Below are 17,982 nucleotides of genomic sequence, written 5' to 3'. Positions count from 1 at the left end.
AGCCTGCGGGCAAGCGAGAAACGGGCCAGACGAGGCTATTTGCGGAATTTATCTTTCGTAAGAAGAAACAATGCGCGAGCGAAGACGCAGTGCAGTCGCTCAGCGCTGCGCCACCTGCGGGCTCGTTTCGGGGGCGCTGCCCGGAATGACCACGAGGCGGCGGATCTCGCCGCGCAGATAGGCCTGCAGGAATCTCTCGTAATCCTTGAACGAGACGCAGCCGTTGGAGGCGCCCGCCGGACCGAGCAGATAGGTGTGGGCGAGGAGGCCGACGCGGCCATGCACCGCCTCGCTGCCGCCGACCGGCGTCAGGCGCAGGGCACGCACGCCGTGGAACGGTGCCTCGCGCTCGGTCAGGTCGTAGGTGCCCGGCGGCGTGGAGCCGCGCATCTTGAGGTGGACGAAGCGCGGATCGTCCATGCTCTCGCCGAGGCCGGAATGGGCCTCCAGCCGTTCGCCGCTGGGCAGCACCACGCTCCGGGCGCTGATGTCGTAGACCGCGATGCCACCGTCTCCGCCGGGCATCGCCTTGGGGGCGGTGAGCGGACGGCGGGCGACAGCCTCGGCGGCGCCGTTCTCGAGGGCGGCATAAGCGAGCGCCGGCGCCGGTGTGGCGGGTTTCTCGACCCCGAGCAGCTTCTCGAAGAAGGTCCGGGTGTCTTCCGGCTGGGCCGGCGCCGTCACGAGGGCCGTCCGGCGCCCAGCCAGCCGCTCCGCCCGCCGCAGGGCCTCCACCGCGCCGAGACGCGTCAGCTCGGCCGGGCGCCGCACCGGCAGGGGGACGATCCGGGCGATGGCCGTTTCCTGCCGTGTCTCCGGAAGCCAGAACAGGGCGGCCGGGCCGAACCGGCCCTCGGCGGGGGCGGAGAGCGCCCGCGGCGTCCATTCGGCGAGGGCCTCGGCCTGAGGCTCCGCCGCTTCGGACCGGCGCTCCGCCGTCTCGGCGAGGGTCGGTTCGCTCGCCTCGGGAGCCGTCTCAGCCACGACGGACAGAGCGTCTCCCCGCCGATCCGATGGCTCGGGGGCGGCCTCGAACCGGACGGAGGCGGCGAGAATCCCCGCTGTCGCCAGGATCGCGGCCGCGGGCAAAGCCCGCGAGAGGAAGGAATGTGCCATGCTGTCGCCGCCCGAATTCCCGTTTCCGGGCGGTTGTCATCCGCCCGTCACCGTCCTGCCGGGGGCGTTGAGGCGATGCGGAACGCATCCCGCTTCCGGCCTGCCGGCGGTTAACCATGTGCGCTGGCGCACTCGGCGATTTCAGGGCAGGATCGTGGTCGGCCGGGGGCGGGGCTTAGGCGCGGAAGGGGCGCTGTCGGCGGCGCGACGCGGTTTCATCCGGGCCGGGCCACGGGCCAATGGTGATGCAGATCGTCGATGACGAAGGCGTGGGCGTGGGTATGGATCTGCGTCCGCCGCTCCGCTCCGAGGCTGCCGAGGCTGCCGAGATGCGGATGGTCGGGTGCGAGATCGGGATGTGCATGCTCGACGATGTCCGGGTCGGCGGCCGGCCAGAGACGGGCCGCCGCCGCGACGGCGGCGAGGGTCAGCGCTCCCAGTAGCGCGAGCGTGACCGGTAGGCCGGCCCGCGCACCGAGCCAGCCGGCCAGCGGATAGGTCAGGAGCCAAGCGGCGTGCGACAGCGCGAACTGGGCGGCGAACACGGCCGGCCGGTCGGCGACCGCTGCCGAGCGCCGGAGCAGCCGGCCGGTGGGCGTCTGGACGGCGGAGGAGCCGAATCCGAGCACGAGCCACGCCGCCAGCAGCGTCGGCCAGCCGATCGTGCCGTCCCGGCTCGCCGCGGCGAGGGCGAGCAGCACGAGGCCGAGAAGCGCCGCCGCCGGGATCATCACCGCCCGGTCCGGCAGCCGGTCGAGCAGCCTCGGCAGCACCAAGGCCGCGAGCATCGAGCCGCCGCCGAACAGGCCGAGGGTGACGGCCACGTCGCCCGGCGGCCGCTGCAGCAGGGCCTGGACGATCAGCACCGTGTTGACGATGACCATCGCGCCAGCCGCGGCGACGGCGAGGTTGAGGGCGAGCAGCCCGCGCAGGCGCGGCGTGGCGAGGGCGATGCGCAGGCCCCGCGTCGTGCGTGCGAGGAGCCCGGCCCGGTGCGCGGGCGGCGGGGAGGGCAGCGGGACCGAGACGACCAGGGCGGCCGAGCCCAGGAAGCCGATGACCGTGCCACCGAACAACCCGGGGAAGTCGATCACCGTCAACAGCAGGGCGGCGAGGGTCGGGCTCAGCAGGTTCTCCAGATCGTAGGCGAGGCGCGAGAGCGACAGGGCGCGGGTATAGTCGCGCTCCTCCGGCAGGATCTCGGGAATGGTCGCCTGAAAGGTCGGGGTGAAGGCCGCTGAGCAGCATTGCAACACGAAGATCAGGAGGTAGACCTGCCAGACCCGGTCGACGAAGGGCAGGGCCAGGGCGATTCCGGCACGGATCAGGTCGGTCGCCACCAGGAAGGCGCGCCGCGGCCACAGGCCCGTGAAGGCGCTCGCCACCGGCGCCACTCCGACATAGGCCACCATCTTGATGGCGAGCGCCGTCCCGAGCACGGCGCCGGCCTCCGCGCCCGCGAGGCGGTAGGCCAGGAGCCCGAGGGCGACGGTCAGCAGGCCGGTGCCGATCAGGGCGACGACCTGCGCGGCGAAGAGGCGTCGGTAGGTTCGGTTCGCGAGCACACCCAGCATGGCCGTCCCGTCCGTCCCGCAGGCCGCACCGCGCTCCCTGCGTGCTCCCAACGCCCTCGCGGGCGCTCCTCACGATCTCATACCCAATCCGTTTGCCCAATCCGTTTGCCCAATCCGTTTGATCGCTTCGGGAGGGTGGATCTGGGTTTCGCGCAGGCGCCGCGCGGGCTTGCCGAGACGGGAACCGCTCCGATCAAGCGGGTCCCGTATCAGATGCCCGCAGGAACCCGCTCCGGAATCCCGATGCCGGAGCGGATCCGGTCCGGCGCTCAGTCGGGCGTCGGGGCGCAGGCCCGATATCCGGGTGTGCGGGCGGCGCGCGCCCTGATCGCGGCGGACCATTCCTGCAGCGCCGGGGCAGCGAGGGAACGGCTCGCGGCGAGGTAGTAGGTCTCCCAGCCGACCGACAGGAAGTCGAGCCCGAGCCGGTCGGCGGCGGCCCGGACGCCGAGCCCCGCATCCGCCGCCCCGCAGGCGATGACCGCCGCGACCGCCTGATGGGTGAATTCCTCGACCGTGTAGCCGTGGATCTCGCTTGCCGGCAGGCCGGCTTCCGCCAGCAGGCGGTCGAACCAATCCCGCGTGCCCGAGCCCCGCTGCCGGTTGACGTAGCGCACCCCCTTCGCCGTCAGGTCGGCGAGCCGGCGGATGCCGAGCGGGTTGCCGGGGGCGAGCAGCAGGCCCTGCTCGCGCTCGAACAGCGGATGCGCGACCAGGCCGGCGCTGCCGTTGACCGTCGAAAAGGGCCGTCCCGCCGCCTCCGGCGTGATCGCTCCGCAATGGAAGCCCGCCGCATCGGCCTGGCCGTCGAGGAGGCGTTCCACCGCCGCGCTGCTGCCCATCACCGACAGCTCGACACCGCCCTGTGCGCTCAGCACCTCCACCAGCAGCGGATCGTGGCTCGCGGCCAGCGTCAGCGCCCCGGAGCTGCCGGTGAGGAGGCGGCGCAGGCGGTGCTCGACGGCCCGGGTCTCGCGCCCGAAGCCGGCTTCCAATCCGCGGCTGGCACCGGCGAAGGCCTCCGCCAGGGCGGCGCCGAATTCCGTCAGCGCGGTGCCGTGACCACGGGTCTTGTGCACCAGCGGCCGGCCGAGGGCCGCCTCGTAGGCCTGAAGGCGAGCCCATGCGGCGCGGTAGGACAGGCCGAGGGCATCGGCGAAACCCTGCACCGAGCCGGTCCGCTGGATCGCCTCGAACACCACCATCAAGTCGGCGACCGCCAGGGTGCTGCCGCCGATCCGCACCGTGCCGCCGAGCCCGAGAGTGACGGCAATGGCGGATTCATCGGCAGTCGAATTCATATTGATGGCGTCGTAGATGTCGCTCACACCCTGATCTCCCGCCTCGGGGCTGCGTGGTGCGACGCTGCGGCCAGGACGCGACGTCCCGGTCTGCACTCTCCCCACGAAGCCCATCCAGGGACGCACCATCGGCCGACCGCAGATGTCCTCAGACCTGTTCGTTTCCTACCTCCGTCCCGGCCATTCTGCCCAGGGTGCTTCGGGCGACGCCTTGGCGACCCAGCGTGAGGCGGTCGTCCGCCATCTCGGGCGGCGCGGGCGGCTGGTTGCCGAAATCGTCGAAACCGGCTCCGGCGTGGAGCGGCCGGGGCTGAACGAGGCGCTGGCCCTGTGCCGCCGCGACGGCGCGACGCTGCTCATGGCCGAACTCGGTTCCTCGGGTGAGGATCCTGCCTTCCTGCGCGACCTCGGTGCCGCCCTGCGCCGCCTCGGCCTGCGCTTCGCCGCCATCGACCGGCCAGAGGTCAGCGAGCTAACGCTCGGCATCATGGCGGCGGTGGCCGAGGCCGAGCAGAAGCTGGGGGTGAGCCGTACCCCGGAGACGATGGCGCGCCGTCGCGAATTCTATGCACGCTTCACCGCCGAGCGCCGGGCGAGGGCAGCCGTGCCTGCGGCGCAGGCGGAAGGTGCCGAGGCGCGGCCGCTGTCGGAAAGCCGGGGTCGCGGCGGAGCCCTGCCGAGCAGCCGGGAGCGGGCGGAGGATGTGGCTCCGATCCTCAGCGAGATCCGCGCCGCGGGCGCGCTGACGCTTGAGCAGGTCGCCAACGCGCTCAACGCCTTGGGCATCCCCTCTGCGCGCGGGAACCGCTGGTATCCGATGCAGGTGACGCGGATCGAGAAGCGCTTGGCCGCCGTGCGGTAGGGGCATCCGGAGCGGGGCGGAGCCCCGACTTCCGGAGGGCAGATCGTGCGGCGTGGGGAGCCGTGTTCCCGCCTCGTCTCGGCCAAGGGTCGGCCAAGGATCGGCCAAGGGTCGCGGTGGGCCCACGATGAAGAGTGCCTCACAAAACTCCCGATTCCGCACCGTGTCCTCTCTGGCCGCGACGGCGCAGCGGGAGTTTTGTGAGAGACACTCACTTGGGGCGACGGTCAAATTGTCCACTTTCTCTGTCGTCCAAAGCCGATAAAGGGACAAAATGTCCGCCCGTCTCTCGCGCGTCATGCGTCCAAAACACTGAAAAACATCGATAAATATCAATCTTCGCAGATTGGCTCGGACATTGCTCGACGATGTCCCGAAGTGCGGCGGAGACCGCACCTCGAGGAAACACGTCCGGAGGATTCATGTCTGTCAGCATTGCCGCCGAGCCCGGCTTTTTCAGTCGTGAGCGAACCATCGCCGCGCCGACCTTCAATCGCTGGCTGGTGCCGCCGGCGGCGCTCGCGATCCATCTCTGCATCGGCATGGCCTACGGCTTCAGCGTGTTCTGGCTGCCGCTCTCGCGGGCGGTCGGCATCACGCAGTCCGTCGCCTGCCCGGCCGAGATGGGCTTCTTCGGTTCCCTGGTCGCGACCGGCTGCGACTGGAAGATCAGCCAGCTCGGCTGGATGTACACGCTGTTCTTCGTTCTGCTCGGCTGCTCCGCCGCGATCTGGGGCGGCTGGCTGGAGCGCGCCGGGCCGCGCAAGGCCGGCCTCGTCTCGGCCCTGTGCTGGTGCGGCGGCCTGTTGATCTCGGCGCTCGGCGTCTCCCTGCACCAGCTCTGGATGCTCTGGCTCGGCTCCGGTGTCATCGGCGGGATCGGGCTCGGCCTCGGCTACATCTCTCCGGTCTCGACGCTGATCAAGTGGTTCCCGGACCGGCGCGGCATGGCCACCGGCATGGCGATCATGGGCTTCGGCGGCGGCGCGATGATCGGTGCGCCCCTGGCCGATTGGCTGATGCGCCAGTTCGCCACCCCGACCTCCGTCGGGGTCTGGCAGACCTTCGTGGCGATGGCGGCGATCTACGCCGTGTTTATGGTGGCCGGCGCCCTCGGCTACCGCGTCCCGCGCGAGGGCTGGAAGCCGGCCGGCTGGACCCCGCCCGCCGTGAACAGGAGCGCGATGGTCTCGTCGCAGAACGTCGATCTCGGCGTGGCGACGCGCACGCCGCAATTCTGGCTGATCTGGGCGGCGCTGTGCCTCAACGTCTCGGCCGGCATCGGCGTCATCGGCATGGCCTCGCCGATGCTGCAGGAGATGTTCGGCGGCCGCCTGATCGGGCTCGACATCCCCTTCGGTCAGCTCGACGCCGCGCAGAAGGCGCAGATCGCGGCGATCGCGGCGGGCTTCACCGGGCTGCTCAGCCTCTGCAACATCGGCGGACGCTTCCTGTGGGCGACCTCCTCCGACAAGCTCGGCCGCAAGCTCACCTTCGCGATCTTCTTCCTGCTCGGCATCGTGCTCTACGCGGCGGTGCCGACGCTGGCGGGCCTCGGCACGACCCTGTTGTTCGTGCTCGCCATGGGCATCATCATCTCGATGTATGGCGGCGGCTTCTCGACGGTGCCGGCCTATCTCGCCGACATGTTCGGGACGAAGATGGTCGGCGCGATCCACGGCCGGCTGCTGACGGCCTGGGCGACGGCCGGCATCCTCGGCCCGGTGCTGGTGAACTACCTGCGCGAGTACCAGCTCGCCTCGGGCCTGCCCAACGCACAGGCCTATAACCAGACCATGTACATCCTGGCGGGGCTCCTGGTTCTCGGCCTGATCTGCAACCTCCTGGTCCGTCCGGTGGCGGCGCGCCACCACATGGCGGAAGAGAAGACGGCGGCCGTGGCGGCCCGGCCCGAGGCCCAGGCCTCGCTCGCCACCACGCCGACCGCCGAGCGCGCCACCGCGCCCGTCCTCGTCGTGTTGGCCTGGGCGGCGGTCGGCCTGCCCCTCGCGGTCGGCGTGGCGATCACCCTCCAGAAGACGGCGATCCTGTTGCATTGACGCGTTCCTGCAACCCGCCGGCCCCGTGCCGGCGGTCCGTTGCATCGCCAGCGGGACGGGTTTCCGTTAAGCAGGCTGCGCCTCGAGCTGGCTTGGGGCGCACCTTCCCGCTGGCCCGATCGCGGTTCCATGACAGATGGCCCAGGGACACAAGGCTCCGGCACAGATGGCTCAGGCGCGCCGGACGAGCCGGCGGCCTCCGGCGATTCCTGGCTCGCCTCGGCCCAGATTCTCGTCGTCGATGACGAGCCGGGCATGCGCAACTTCCTGGTTCGGACACTCGCCCCGCGTTGCGCCCGGGTCGAGGCGGTGGGCGACACCCGCGCGGCGGGCCGGCTGCTCGATGCGAGCCGGTTCGACCTCATCATCCTCGACAACATCCTCGGCGGCCGCACGGGCCTTGCATGGCTCGCAGACCTGCGCCGCGACGGCCTGTTCACGGATGTCATCCTGATCACCGCCTTCGCGGATCTGGAGACCGCGATCGAGGCCGTCCGGGCCGGCGCGGCCGATTTCGTGCTCAAGCCGTTCCGTACCAAGCAGATCCTCAACGCCGTCACGCGCTGCCTCGACCGGGCCGCCCTGCGGCGGGAGAACTTCGTCCTGCGCCGGCAATTCGGGACGGTCGCGCGCTCGCAAGCCGCCGAGCGCATCGTCGGCGTCTCTCCGCAGATCGTGAGCGTCCGCGATCTCGTCGTGCGCGCCGCCGCGACCCGCAGCACCGTGCTGATCACCGGGGAGTCGGGGACGGCCAAGGAGATCACGGCGCGCGCGCTCCACGAGCAATCGCCCTTCGCCGACCGGCCGTTCGTGCCGGTGAATTGCGGGGCGATTGCCGCCGACATCATCGAGAGCGAGCTGTTCGGCCATGTGAAGGGCGCCTTCACCAGCGCCGCCTCGTCCCGGGAGGGTCTGTTCTTCTACGCCCAGGGCGGCACGCTCTTCCTCGACGAGATCGCCGAGCTGCCGCCGGCGATGCAGGCCAAGCTCCTGCGGGTGATCGAGGACCGCAAGGTCCGCCCCGTGGGCTCCGACCGCGAGATCCCGATCGATGTCCGGCTGATTGCCGCCACCAATGCCGACCTCGCCGAGCGGGTCGCGGCCGGGCAGTTCCGCGCCGACCTCTACTACCGGCTCGACGTCGTCCGCATCCACCTGCCGCCGCTGCGCGAACGGGTGGAGGATATCGAGCCGCTCGCGCGGATGTTCATGGCCCAGCTCTCGGCTCAGCTCGGCCTGCCGCCGCTGCCGATCTCGCCGCGCGTCCTGCAGGGCTTCGAAGCCTATCCGTGGCCGGGCAACGCCCGCGAACTGCGCAACCGGATCGAGCGCGCCCTGATCCTCGGGACCTTCGGGGAACAGGAGCCCGGCGCCGTGGCGGAGGGCCGGACCGACGACCTCGCCGAGGTCGAGAAGCGCCATATCCTCCGGGTGCTCTCCGCCTCCGACGGCAACCGGGCCGAGGCCGCGCGCCGCCTCGGGGTCTCGCGCAAGACGCTCGACCGCAAATGCGCGGAATGGAATGCGTGAGCGGCCCGCACCCGCCGATCCGGCCGCGAGCGGCTGGCGGTTGCGCTCGGTCCGCGCCCGGTTACTCGCCATCGCGCTGCTGCCGATGGTGGCGGTGCTGCCCGTCGTCCTCGGCTTCGCCCTGTTCTGGTGGCTCACCCAGTTCGACGCTCTCCTCGTCTCGAAGGCCCATGACGACCTGATCATCGCCCGCCAGTACCTGCGCCGCATCATGGAGCGGGGCGACGAGCAGATCGCGGCGCTCGGGCAATCGGTGGCCTTCGCCGAAGCGGGCCGCTCCGGGGGGCTCGAAGCCCTGCTCGAGGCGCGCCGGACCGCACTCGGCCTCGACTTCCTCTACCTGACCGCCTCCGACGGCACGATCCTGGCCGCGTCGCCGGCCGGTGCGAAGCCCTCGGGCCGCGCGCGACGGGGCGTCGTCGGCGCCGCGCTCGGCGGCAGGCGGGAGACCGGGATCGACGTCTTCGACGCGCAGGAAATGGCGTCGCTCTCAGCCCAGATGGCGCTGCGGGCCCGCCTCGACCTCGTGCCGACGCCCGCCGCCGCCGAGACCGACCGCACCGTCGAGACGCGGGGCCTCGTCGTCCACTCGGCCAGTCCGGCCCCGCTGCCCAACGGCCGCGTCGGAGCGCTCGTCGGCGGCTCGCTCCTGAACGGCAATCTCGGCTTCGTCGATACCCTCAACGACCTGATCTACGCCCATGCCGACCTGCCCGGCGGCAGCCAGGGCACGGCGACCCTGTTTCTCGACGACGTGCGCGTCGCCACCAATGTGCGCTTGTTCGGCGACCGCCGGGCCCTCGGCACGCGGGTGTCGCGGGAGGTGCGCGACGCCGTGCTGGGCCAGGGCCGCACTTGGCTCGACAGCGCCTTCGTCGTGAACGACCGCTACATCTCGGCCTACGAGCCCATCGCCGACAGCGCCGGCCACCGGGTCGGCATGCTCTATGTCGGCTTCCTCGAACGTCCCTTCCGCCTCGCGCGCTGGGCGATGGTGGCGGCGGTGCTGGCCGCTTTTGCGGTCGCCACCCTGGTCACGGTCCCGATCCTGCTCGGCCTCGCCCGCGCGGTCTTCCACCCCTTGGAGCGGATGAACCGCACCATCGCCGCCGTCGATGCCGGCGATCTCGGGGCGCGGACCGGCACCGTGCCCAGCCAGGACGAGATCGGCCTCGTGGCGCGCCGCTTCGACGAGCTGCTCGACCGCCTCCAGGCGCGGGACGCCGAACTGCGGGCCTTCGCGCGCGAACTCGATGCCCGGGTGGAGGAGCGCACGCGCCAGCTCGCCGAGACCCGCCAGCAACTGGTCATGTCCGAGAAGCTCGCCTCGATCGGTGAGATCACCGCCGGCGTCGCTCACGAGATCAACAATCCGATCGCCGTCATCCAGGGCAACCTCGAAGTCGCCCGCGAGGCGCTGGGGCCGGCGGCGGACGAGGTGAGGGTCGAGTTCGACCTGATCGATCAGCAGGTTCACCGGGTGAACATGATCGTCACGCGCCTGCTGCAATTCGCCCGCCCCGACGAATATGCGGGCTATGTCGAGACGGTCGTGCCCGCCGACGTCGTCGCCGATTGCTTGGTGCTCGTCCGCCATCTCCTCGAACGGGCGGATGTCACGATCGAGCGGAGCGACACGGCCAGCCGCACGGTCGAGGTCAGCCGGACCGAGCTGCAGCAGGTCGTGATCAACCTGATGGTCAACGCCATCCACGCCATGCCGGAAGGCGGCCCCCTTCGCCTGCGGACGCGGGACGAGGACCGCTCCGGTCACGCCGGCGTCGCCGTCGAGGTGTCGGATACGGGCGTCGGCATCCCGGCCGACCGGCTGCGCAAGATCTTCGATCCGTTCTTCACCACGCGCAGCCATGGCGGCACGGGGCTCGGCCTGTCGATCAGCTACACGCTGATTGCCCGTTACGGCGGCACGATCACGGTCGAGAGCGAGCCGGGCCGGGGCTCGACCTTCACCGTCTGGCTTCCCACCCTGCGCCCGGAGTGATCGGCCTCCATCTGAATGTTTCCGGCTGAATACGTCGGCCTTCCCTTCCGCATTGCGGGGCTCGGCGAAAGCAATCCAGGCCGCCGCTTTGTCCCGAAAGGTTGCGCTGCTGGATTGCCTCGCCCTTTATTTGGGTGCGGCTGCATCGATATACGATCAAATTCCAGTCGATCTCGATGTATTGATACCGGAAAGCTTGGATTGGGATCCTGGCATCTGCCCCATTTCTGGTAGCCCCTGCGGTCTGCAGAGGGGTCTTGGCAGCTTGCTTTCCCGGGGACAGCAAGAGTTGAAAATGGCCCCGTCGTAAGATCAAGCGGATCGAGTTGTGGTTATCAGCAGGCGACCGCGGTCATGTTTCTTCGGAAAAGATATTGCTGACCCCTTTCCTGCATTGTGCCGTGTGTTCACGGTGAGTTCACCAATCTATCTAGGATCCGGCGCAAAAAACGGTGGTGCGAAGCTTCGGGCCGAACCGCTAGCATTTCATCAAGGAGTGAACGCGCAAGACCTCCACCGATCCGTCGGTGCAGAGGGGTTCTCTCTCATGAATATACGTCCCTCGCTCGTCTACCGGGGCGTTCTCCGGGGACGGAAGGATCCCTCGCTCCTGCGCGATGAGTTGCTGCCGGATGTCGTGTCGGACTCGGCCCGGATGCGACCGGACCACGCCGCGATCATCTTCGGCGACAGCCGGTGCAGCTACGCCGAGTTGGAGGCGCGGGCCGACCGGATCGCGCGGGCCCTGCGGGCGCGGGGGGCCGGCCCGGGCCGGTTCGTCGGCCTCTGGATGACGCGCTCCCTCGATCTGCACGTGGCGCTTCTCGGCATCCTCAAGTGCGGAGCCGCCTACATCCCGTTCGATGCCGAGGCGCCGCCCGAGCGGATCGGCGAGTGTCTGGCCGATTGCGCCTCCGACCTCGTGGTGACCGACGCCGTCACGGCCGCGCGCCTCGATGCAGCCCTGGCCGGGAAGGCCGTCGCGTTCACGGCTCTGGCCGGGGACGGGGCCGGGGGCGCTCCGATCGACCTCCGGGCGGCGGGCGTCACGCCGGCCCATCCCGCCTACGCGATCTACACCTCGGGCTCGACGGGCAAGCCCAAGGGCATCGTCATCAGCCACGCCAATATCTGCCACTACCTGCGCGCCGCCAACGCGGTCTACGGCATGACGGGCGACGACGTGTGCTTCCAGGGCGCCTCCGTCGCCTTCGATCTCTCGCTCGAAGAGATTTTCGTCCCCTATCTCGTCGGCGCCACCCTGTGGGTCGCCTCGCCCGCGACCCTCGGCGAGGTCGATGCGCTCCCCCGCGTGATGCGCGCGGCCGGGATCACCGTTCTCGACACCGTCCCGACCCTGCTGGCGATGATGCCGGAGGACGTGCCGTCGCTGCGGATCATCATCCTGGGCGGCGAGGCCTGCCCGCCGACCGTGCGGCAGCGCTGGTGCCGGCCGGGCCGCACCGTGTTCAACAGCTACGGCCCCACCGAGGCGACGGTGGTGGCCACCGTCGACACGGTCACGCCCGATGCGCCGGTCACCATCGGCGGGCCGATCCCGAACTACACCTGCTACGTCGTCAACGAGCAGATGGAGCTCGTCGGCGCGGGCGAGGAGGGCGAACTCCTGATCGGCGGTCCCGGCGTCGCCGGCGGCTATCTCGGCCGGCCCGACCTCACGGCGGAGAAGTTCGTCGCCAACCCGTTCCCCTCGGACGGGGACGATCCGGTGCTGTACCGCTCGGGCGACGCGGTCAGCATCGACCCGGACGGCCGGCTGCTGTTCCACGGCCGCATCGACGATCAGGTCAAGCTGCGCGGTTTCCGCATCGAACTCGGTGAGATCGAGGCGCGGCTGTCCGACCGGCCGGGCGTCTCGGCGGCGGCGGTGGTCCTGCGCCAGGATCACGGTCTCGACCGGCTGGTCGCCTTCGTGGTGCCGGAGGCGGGCGCGCCTCTCGACCGGGCGGCCCTGCGCGCCGCGCTGAAGGCGCAGCTTCCGCCCTACATGGTGCCGTCCCATTTCGAGGAGATGGCCGTTCTGCCGCGGCTGACCTCCGGCAAGACCGACCGCAAGGCGCTCAAGGCCCTCGTCCTCACCGCCGCCGATGAGGCGGAAGCGCAGGAGGTGCCGGACAGTGCCACCGAGGCCGTGCTCCTGGCCGCCGCCCAACCGCTCTTCCCAGGCCAGATCCTCGCCTTCGACGCCGATTTCTTCAACGATCTCGGCGGTCACTCACTGCTGGCCGCGCGCTTCCTCGCCGCCGTGCGCGAGACCCCGCATCTGGCGAGCCTCACCTTGGAAGACGTCTACGGCCTGCGCTCGCTGCGGGCGATGGCCGCCCGTCTCGACGAGCGGATCGCCGAGGCGGGCGCCGACGGTCCGGCCGACCTCATCTTCGTGCCGCCGCCGCGGATGCGGCGAATCCTGTGCGGCCTGGCGCAGGCGGCCTGCCTGCCCTTCCTGCTGCTCGGGCGCACCGGGCCGTGGCTCACGATCTTCATCGTCTACAAGCTGGTTGCCTCGGACGAGGTGATCCAGGCTCACGAGGTTCTGCTGCTGCTCGGCGCCTACGCGATCGTCACGTTCGGCGTGTCGGCGACGGCGATCCTGGTCAAGCGCGCGGTGCTGTGGCGGGCCGAACCCGGGCGCTACCCGCTCTGGGGCACGTATTTCTTCCGCTGGTGGCTCGCCAAGCAATGCGTCGGCCTCAGCCATCTCACGCTGCTGCAGGGCACGCCGCTCGCCGCCGCCGCGATGCGGGCGCTCGGGGCGCGGGTCGGGCGCCGCAGCGTCGTGAGCGGCCTGGAGGCCGGGGCGATCGACCTCGTCACCATCGGCGACGACGTCACCCTCGGGGCCAAGCTCAGCATCGCCAATGCCGAAGTGGTCGGCGACGCGCTCGTCATCGGCCCGGTCGTGATCGAAAGCTCGGCCTATATCGGCACGTCCTGCGCCATCGGCCACGACGTGACGATCGGCGAGGGCGCGGAACTGGCGGACCTCACGGCGATCCTGCCGGGCACGGACGTGCCCGCCTTCGAGCACTGGGACGGCTCCCCCGGCCGCCGGGTCGGCACGGTCGATCCCGCTGCCTGGCCGGCCCCCGCGCCGGAGCCGGCTCCAGCGGTGCAGGCCGCCCGCACCGCCTATTTCGCCCTGATGATCTTGCTGATGCCGGCGCTGGCGCTGTTGCCGGTCTTCCCCGCCTTCTACCTGTTCGACCGCTACGACACCGTGCTGCAGGCGATGGTCGGCATCGACTATCACTGGCTCCTGCCGGTGCTCACCTGGCCGACCGCGATGGTCCTGGTGTTCGGCACCGCGTTGCTGGTGACGGCGATCCGCTGGGCCGTGCTGCCGCGGCTCCGGGAAGGGACGTACTCGATCCATTCCGGCCTTTACCTGCGCAAGTGGACGGTGGGCCTGGCCTGCGACGTGATGCTGGAGACCCTGAGTTCGCTGTTCTCCACCGTCTACATGCGGCACTGGTACCGGCTGATGGGGGCCCGGATCGGCCGGGACACCGAGGTGGCGACCAATTTCTCCGGCCGCTTCGACATGATCGAGATCGGCGACCGCTGCTTCGTCGCCGACGAGGTGGTGCTCGGCGACGAGGATATCCGCCGCGGCTGGATGACGGTGCGCAAGGTCCGCACCGGCTCGCAGGTGTTCCTCGGCAACGACTCGGTGCTGCCGCCCGGCGCGGTGATCCCGGACGGCTGCCTGATCGGCGTCAAGTCGAAGCCGCCGGCCGACCAAGGACGAGCGCTACGCCCGCACCCGCGAGTTCCTCGACATCCTACGCCTGTCGTGGACCTCGGATGTGCCGTTCGACTTCACTGGCGCGCATTACCGGATCGCAGGCGGCTTCTCCGAGGTGAAGCCGGTGAAGGCGATTCCGGTCTATTTCGGCGGCGCCTCGACCGCCGCGCTCGCGGTGGCGGGCCGGCACGCCGACACCTATGCGCTGTGGGGCGAGACCCACGCCCAGGTGCGCGAACTGATCGGTCGGGTGCGCGCGGCGGCCGCCCCGCATGGGCGGGTTCCGCGCTTCAGCCTGTCGCTGCGGCCGATCCTGGCCGAGACCGAGGAACGGGCTTGGGCGCGGGCGGAAGACATACTCGTTGAGACCCGGCGGCTGCGCGCCGTCCGCGGCCTTGGGCCAGCCGCGACACCGCAGAACGAGGGCTCGCGCCGGCTGCTCGCCGCGGCCGCGGAAGGCCCGCGCCTCGACAAGCGGCTCTATACCGCGATCGCCGCCGAGACGGGCGCGTCGGGCAACTCGACAGCGCTGGTCGGCACGCCCGAGCAGGTCGCCGACGCGCTGCTCGACTATCACGATCTCGGCGTGCGCACCTTCCTGATCCGTGGCTTCGACCCGCTGGAGGATGCGATCCAGTACGGGCGCGACTTGCTGCCCGCCTTCAAGCATCGGCTCGCCCGCCGTGGCACTGAGGCGGAGGCCGCGTGATGGCCCGCCTCCTCGTCCTGATCCTGCTGGCGTTCTTCGCCCTCGCGCCGGCGCGCGCTGAAGAGACGTTGCGCGTCGGCGACCAGCGCGGCAACGCCCGCGCCCTGATGGAAGCTGCGGGCGTGCTCGATGGGCTGCCCTACCGGCTCGAATGGAGCGAGTTCCCCGCCGCCGCCCCGCTGTTGGAGGCGCTGAACGCGGGCGCGATCGATGCAGGCGGGGTGGGCGACGCGCCCTTCACCTTCGCGGCCGCCGCGGGCGTGCCGGTCAAGGCCTTTCTCGCCTTCCGCAACCGGCAGGACGGGCTTGCCATCCTGGTGCGGCCCGATTCCGCGATCCGCAGCGTGAAAGACCTCGTGGGGAAGCGCATCGCCACCAACCGCGGCTCAATCGGCCATCAGGTCGTGCTTGCCGCCCTTGAGGAGGCGGGTTTGCCCACTGAGAGCGTGCAGTTCCGCTTCTTGCCCCCCGCCGACGCCAAGCTGGCGCTGACTTCCGGGGCGGTCGATGCGTGGTCGACCTGGGAGCCCTACACCTCCGCGGCCGAACTCGCCGGGCTCGTGCGGGTGGTCCGCGACGGCAACGGCATCACGCCCGGCCTCAGCTACGCGGTGGCGAACGACACGGCGCTCAAGACCAAGCGCGCGCTGCTCGCCGACTACGCCGCCCGCCTCGCCAAGGCCCGCGCTTGGGCGCTGACCGATCCGGCGCCCTACGCCGCTGCATGGTCGCGGCTGATCGGCCTGCCCGAGGAGGTGCCGCAGCGCTGGTTCGGGCGGGCGCGATACCGCACCGTGCCGATCAACGACAGCGTGATCGCCGACGAGCAGCGCATCATCGATCTCTATGTGCGCGCCGGCCTGATCCCGGCAGCCCGCGCCCCGCGCGCCGAGGCGATCCTCGACACAGGGTTTTCTGACGCGCTCGCCGTCATGCGATGATCGGGCAGGAGATTGTACCATGCACGACGACGGCTACAGCCACGACCACGCGCACGATCATGATCACGGCGAGGGCGCCGCTGCGCGCTGGAAGCACGATGGCGTGCGGGTGATCCCCGGCGACCGGCTCGATCCCAACACGGCACAGACGCCGGGCATGTTCCGCCAGGCGGCGGTCAATGCCGCCCGCGTCGGCGCCCAAAAAATCTGGGCCGGCACGGTGGCGATCGAGCCCGACGCCAAGACCGGGGTGCACCATCACGGTGCCCTAGAGAGCGTGATCTACATCGTCTCCGGCCGTGCACGGATGCGCTGGGGCGCGCGCCTCGAATACGTCGCCGAGGCCGGCCCCGGCGACTTCATCTTCGTGCCTCCTTTCGTACCGCACCAAGAGATCAACGCCTCGAGCAACGAGCCGCTGCACTGCGTGCTGGTGCGCTCGGACAACGAGGCCGTGGTGGTCAACCTGCCAGACGTCGAGGCCGCCGAGCGGCCCGAGACGGTCTACTGGATCGATCCCATCCACAAGCAGCCGTGAGCCGCCCGCCTCGCGAAGGAAGCGGCCTCAGAGGGAACGACGGCGCGCCGATCGCCCCTGATCCGCCGACGCGACCAGAATGAACGCAACCCCGGCGGCGACGGCATCTTCGGCGAGCCCTCGGGCAAGGCCATAGGGTGCGTGCCCGCCGGGCCCTCGCGCGGCGCGGCCGATGAGCGTGCCCGCCACGGCCCCCGCGACACCGGCCAAGGCACCGTGCTCGGGCGACGCGCGGCGCCTGACGAGCGCCCAGCCGCCGACCGCACCGATTGCGAGCCGAGCCGCGACCGAGGGCGGGATACGGCGGTCGGGAGCGAAAAGCATCTTGTCCCCCACCATCTCGGCCAGGGCTGCCGCGGTGGCGAGCGTGCGTATCTCGGGGCTCGACGGAATGAAGCCGTTCCGCGTCCGGCCGACCGAGGCTGCCCACGTCAAGGCCGCGCAGGCCGTCATGCTGCGCATTCCCGCCACGAGGCCGATCCCGAAGGAGGTCGTGTAATCCTGCATTGTTGCCGTCCTTGCCCGCGGAGGTGTCCCCACGGGGCAAGGCGCTGGCGGCGGCCGGTGTTCCAGCCGGCCAACATGGAGTGTTCGCGCAGGGTTCGGGATGGCTTCGCTCGAGAAGATGATCGCCCTGGGATCCGCGACCGCCGCCTTCGATGCGTAGCGCGTCCCACCTCCGAAACAGGAGCTTCCCGTCCCGTTTCTTGGGCCCTACCGGAGAAACGTGAATCCCGCCCAGGGGATCGATTGTTCGGACGGACCTTTATGAACGGTCTGGTCAATTCCCCGAACTTGCTGTTCAGAATGCCGTTTGCATCTGGCATGTCCGCTTTCTGTGGCGAAGCGAACATCGAAAAGACTTGGGCTCAATGTCTGCAAAGGGTCAAGAGTTCGCCTGATACATGTTCGGCTAGGCGCCAGGAGCCAACATCGGGTTCAAGGAAGGCGCACCACCGCTCTCGACCCCTTGCGGACATTCGACCCGCTTCCGCCGAAAGTCCGGATGGGGTGGAGACTGTGTGAGAACGCGTTTTGGTATGTCGGTGCGGAGCGGAGATGGCGCGCGAGGTGCGGCGTGCTCTCAGCCATAGCCAAGCATCAGAGTCTCGGGATGGAGCGGGCGGCTACCAAGCGCCTTCCTGTGGTAGCGATCGTTGGACATACTGGCCTCGCTCCGTGACGGCTCCAGCCCGGGGCTGGGGAGCCCAATTGCGCTCTGAATTCGATCCTCCAGACGACGAGCATGGCATAGCCAAGCCCGCTTCGAAATATTGCGACGACCTCGAAGAGCATGTGAGACTCCGAGGACGGTCACTCTTGGCCGTAAGCGGCTCGTCCGCTTCGGGGATTCGGAATGGGGAGAGCGGACGTTCGGCGCGGTTCACGAGAAGGGGCTAAAGTGCCCTCTTGCTGACATTGGACCCGCTTCCGTCGAAGGTCCGGATGGGGTGGGATGCAGACCCACGCCCTTCTCCCCAAAACGGACGTTCCGTCTCCGACCCAACTCAGTCGTTCACGTGCGGCTAAAGGTTCTTGTGAGCGGTCGTAAGTGCCGCCGCTTCGCTAGTGGCCTGAGTTGG

Annotated in this window: 10 protein-coding genes and 2 pseudogenes; 8 read left to right on the top strand and 4 right to left on the bottom strand. The window is 70.1% G+C overall.

Annotated features, from left to right (window positions below; translation table 11 throughout):
* Positions 1-99: 99 nt before the first annotated feature.
* The 3 genes from MZTS_RS00730 to MZTS_RS00720 all read right to left on the bottom strand — a co-directional run bounded on the left by MZTS_RS00730 (position 100) and on the right by MZTS_RS00720 (position 4,018).
* Positions 100-1,116, bottom strand: coding sequence for a DUF2778 domain-containing protein (locus tag MZTS_RS00730; RefSeq protein ID WP_192280428.1), 1,017 nt, complete (start codon positions 1,114-1,116; stop codon positions 100-102).
* 215 nt (positions 1,117-1,331) lie between these two features.
* Positions 1,332-2,690, bottom strand: a complete 1,359-nt coding sequence (locus tag MZTS_RS00725; RefSeq protein WP_009865284.1) for an MFS transporter — start codon at positions 2,688-2,690, stop codon at positions 1,332-1,334.
* Positions 2,691-2,959: 269 nt separating this feature from the next.
* Positions 2,960-4,018 carry a substrate-binding domain-containing protein gene (locus tag MZTS_RS00720; protein ID WP_378740651.1) on the bottom strand — a complete coding sequence of 353 codons (1,059 nt, stop codon included), beginning with the start codon at positions 4,016-4,018 and terminating at the stop codon, positions 2,960-2,962.
* A 115-nt stretch (positions 4,019-4,133) separates the two neighbouring features.
* Here MZTS_RS00720 and MZTS_RS00715 point away from each other — a divergent pair, with 115 nt between their 5' ends.
* The 8 genes and pseudogenes from MZTS_RS00715 (at position 4,134) to MZTS_RS00680 (ending at position 16,399) form a co-directional block, all read left to right on the top strand.
* Positions 4,134-4,853 carry a recombinase family protein gene (locus tag MZTS_RS00715; protein WP_192280425.1) on the top strand — a complete coding sequence of 240 codons (720 nt, stop codon included), beginning with the start codon at positions 4,134-4,136 and terminating at the stop codon, positions 4,851-4,853.
* A 422-nt stretch (positions 4,854-5,275) separates the two neighbouring features.
* Positions 5,276-6,913, top strand: coding sequence for an OFA family MFS transporter (locus tag MZTS_RS00710; RefSeq protein WP_192280422.1), 1,638 nt, complete (start codon positions 5,276-5,278; stop codon positions 6,911-6,913).
* A 129-nt stretch (positions 6,914-7,042) separates the two neighbouring features.
* Complete coding sequence (locus tag MZTS_RS00705; RefSeq protein ID WP_192280419.1) at positions 7,043-8,443, top strand: sigma-54-dependent transcriptional regulator; 1,401 nt, start codon at positions 7,043-7,045, stop codon at positions 8,441-8,443.
* On the top strand, positions 8,436-10,445 hold the full coding sequence (locus MZTS_RS00700; protein WP_192280416.1) for a sensor histidine kinase: 2,010 nt from the start codon (positions 8,436-8,438) through the stop codon (positions 10,443-10,445). The genes MZTS_RS00705 and MZTS_RS00700 overlap by 8 nt, the downstream gene beginning before the upstream one ends.
* Before the next feature lie 547 nt (positions 10,446-10,992).
* Positions 10,993-12,783 (top strand): annotated as a pseudogene (locus MZTS_RS25035) (non-ribosomal peptide synthetase); the annotation flags it as partial.
* A 1,420-nt stretch (positions 12,784-14,203) separates the two neighbouring features.
* A pseudogene (locus MZTS_RS25030) lies at positions 14,204-14,920 on the top strand (LLM class flavin-dependent oxidoreductase); the annotation flags it as partial.
* Positions 14,920-15,861, top strand: a complete 942-nt coding sequence (locus tag MZTS_RS00685) for an ABC transporter substrate-binding protein (protein ID WP_192280408.1) — start codon at positions 14,920-14,922, stop codon at positions 15,859-15,861. The pseudogene MZTS_RS25030 and the gene MZTS_RS00685, both read left to right, overlap by 1 nt.
* A 19-nt stretch (positions 15,862-15,880) precedes the next feature.
* Positions 15,881-16,399: a cupin domain-containing protein gene (locus tag MZTS_RS00680; RefSeq protein WP_009866937.1), complete on the top strand. Its 519-nt coding sequence runs from the start codon at positions 15,881-15,883 to the stop codon at positions 16,397-16,399.
* Positions 16,400-16,426: 27 nt separating this feature from the next.
* Here the strand turns inward: MZTS_RS00680 and MZTS_RS00675 are convergent, their stop codons facing one another.
* Entirely contained in the window at positions 16,427-16,906 is a 480-nt protein-coding gene (locus tag MZTS_RS00675; RefSeq protein ID WP_009866938.1) for a hypothetical protein, read from the bottom strand.
* Positions 16,907-17,982: the final 1,076 nt, after the last annotated feature.

The organism is Methylorubrum zatmanii, assembly GCF_014845115.1.
GTDB classification, from domain to species: Bacteria; Pseudomonadota; Alphaproteobacteria; order Rhizobiales; family Beijerinckiaceae; genus Methylobacterium; species Methylobacterium zatmanii.
The sequence above is the reverse complement of the archived record's forward strand: the minus strand, read 5'-3'. Positions and strand labels throughout refer to the sequence as shown.

What these genes read in the sequence shown, in the direction of transcription:
- MZTS_RS00705 (WP_192280419.1), top strand. Translation starts at nt 7,043, where the DNA reads ATGACAGATGGCCCAGGGACACAAGGCTCCGGCACAGATGGCTCAGGC.
- MZTS_RS00710 (WP_192280422.1), top strand. Translation starts at nt 5,276, where the DNA reads ATGTCTGTCAGCATTGCCGCCGAGCCCGGCTTTTTCAGTCGTGAGCGA.
- MZTS_RS00685 (WP_192280408.1), top strand. Translation starts at nt 14,920, where the DNA reads ATGGCCCGCCTCCTCGTCCTGATCCTGCTGGCGTTCTTCGCCCTCGCG.
- MZTS_RS00715 (WP_192280425.1), top strand. Translation starts at nt 4,134, where the DNA reads ATGTCCTCAGACCTGTTCGTTTCCTACCTCCGTCCCGGCCATTCTGCC.
- MZTS_RS00700 (WP_192280416.1), top strand. Translation starts at nt 8,436, where the DNA reads ATGCGTGAGCGGCCCGCACCCGCCGATCCGGCCGCGAGCGGCTGGCGG.
- MZTS_RS00675 (WP_009866938.1), bottom strand. Translation starts at nt 16,906, where the DNA reads ATGCAGGATTACACGACCTCCTTCGGGATCGGCCTCGTGGCGGGAATG.
- MZTS_RS00680 (WP_009866937.1), top strand. Translation starts at nt 15,881, where the DNA reads ATGCACGACGACGGCTACAGCCACGACCACGCGCACGATCATGATCAC.
- MZTS_RS00730 (WP_192280428.1), bottom strand. Translation starts at nt 1,116, where the DNA reads ATGGCACATTCCTTCCTCTCGCGGGCTTTGCCCGCGGCCGCGATCCTG.
- MZTS_RS00725 (WP_009865284.1), bottom strand. Translation starts at nt 2,690, where the DNA reads ATGCTGGGTGTGCTCGCGAACCGAACCTACCGACGCCTCTTCGCCGCG.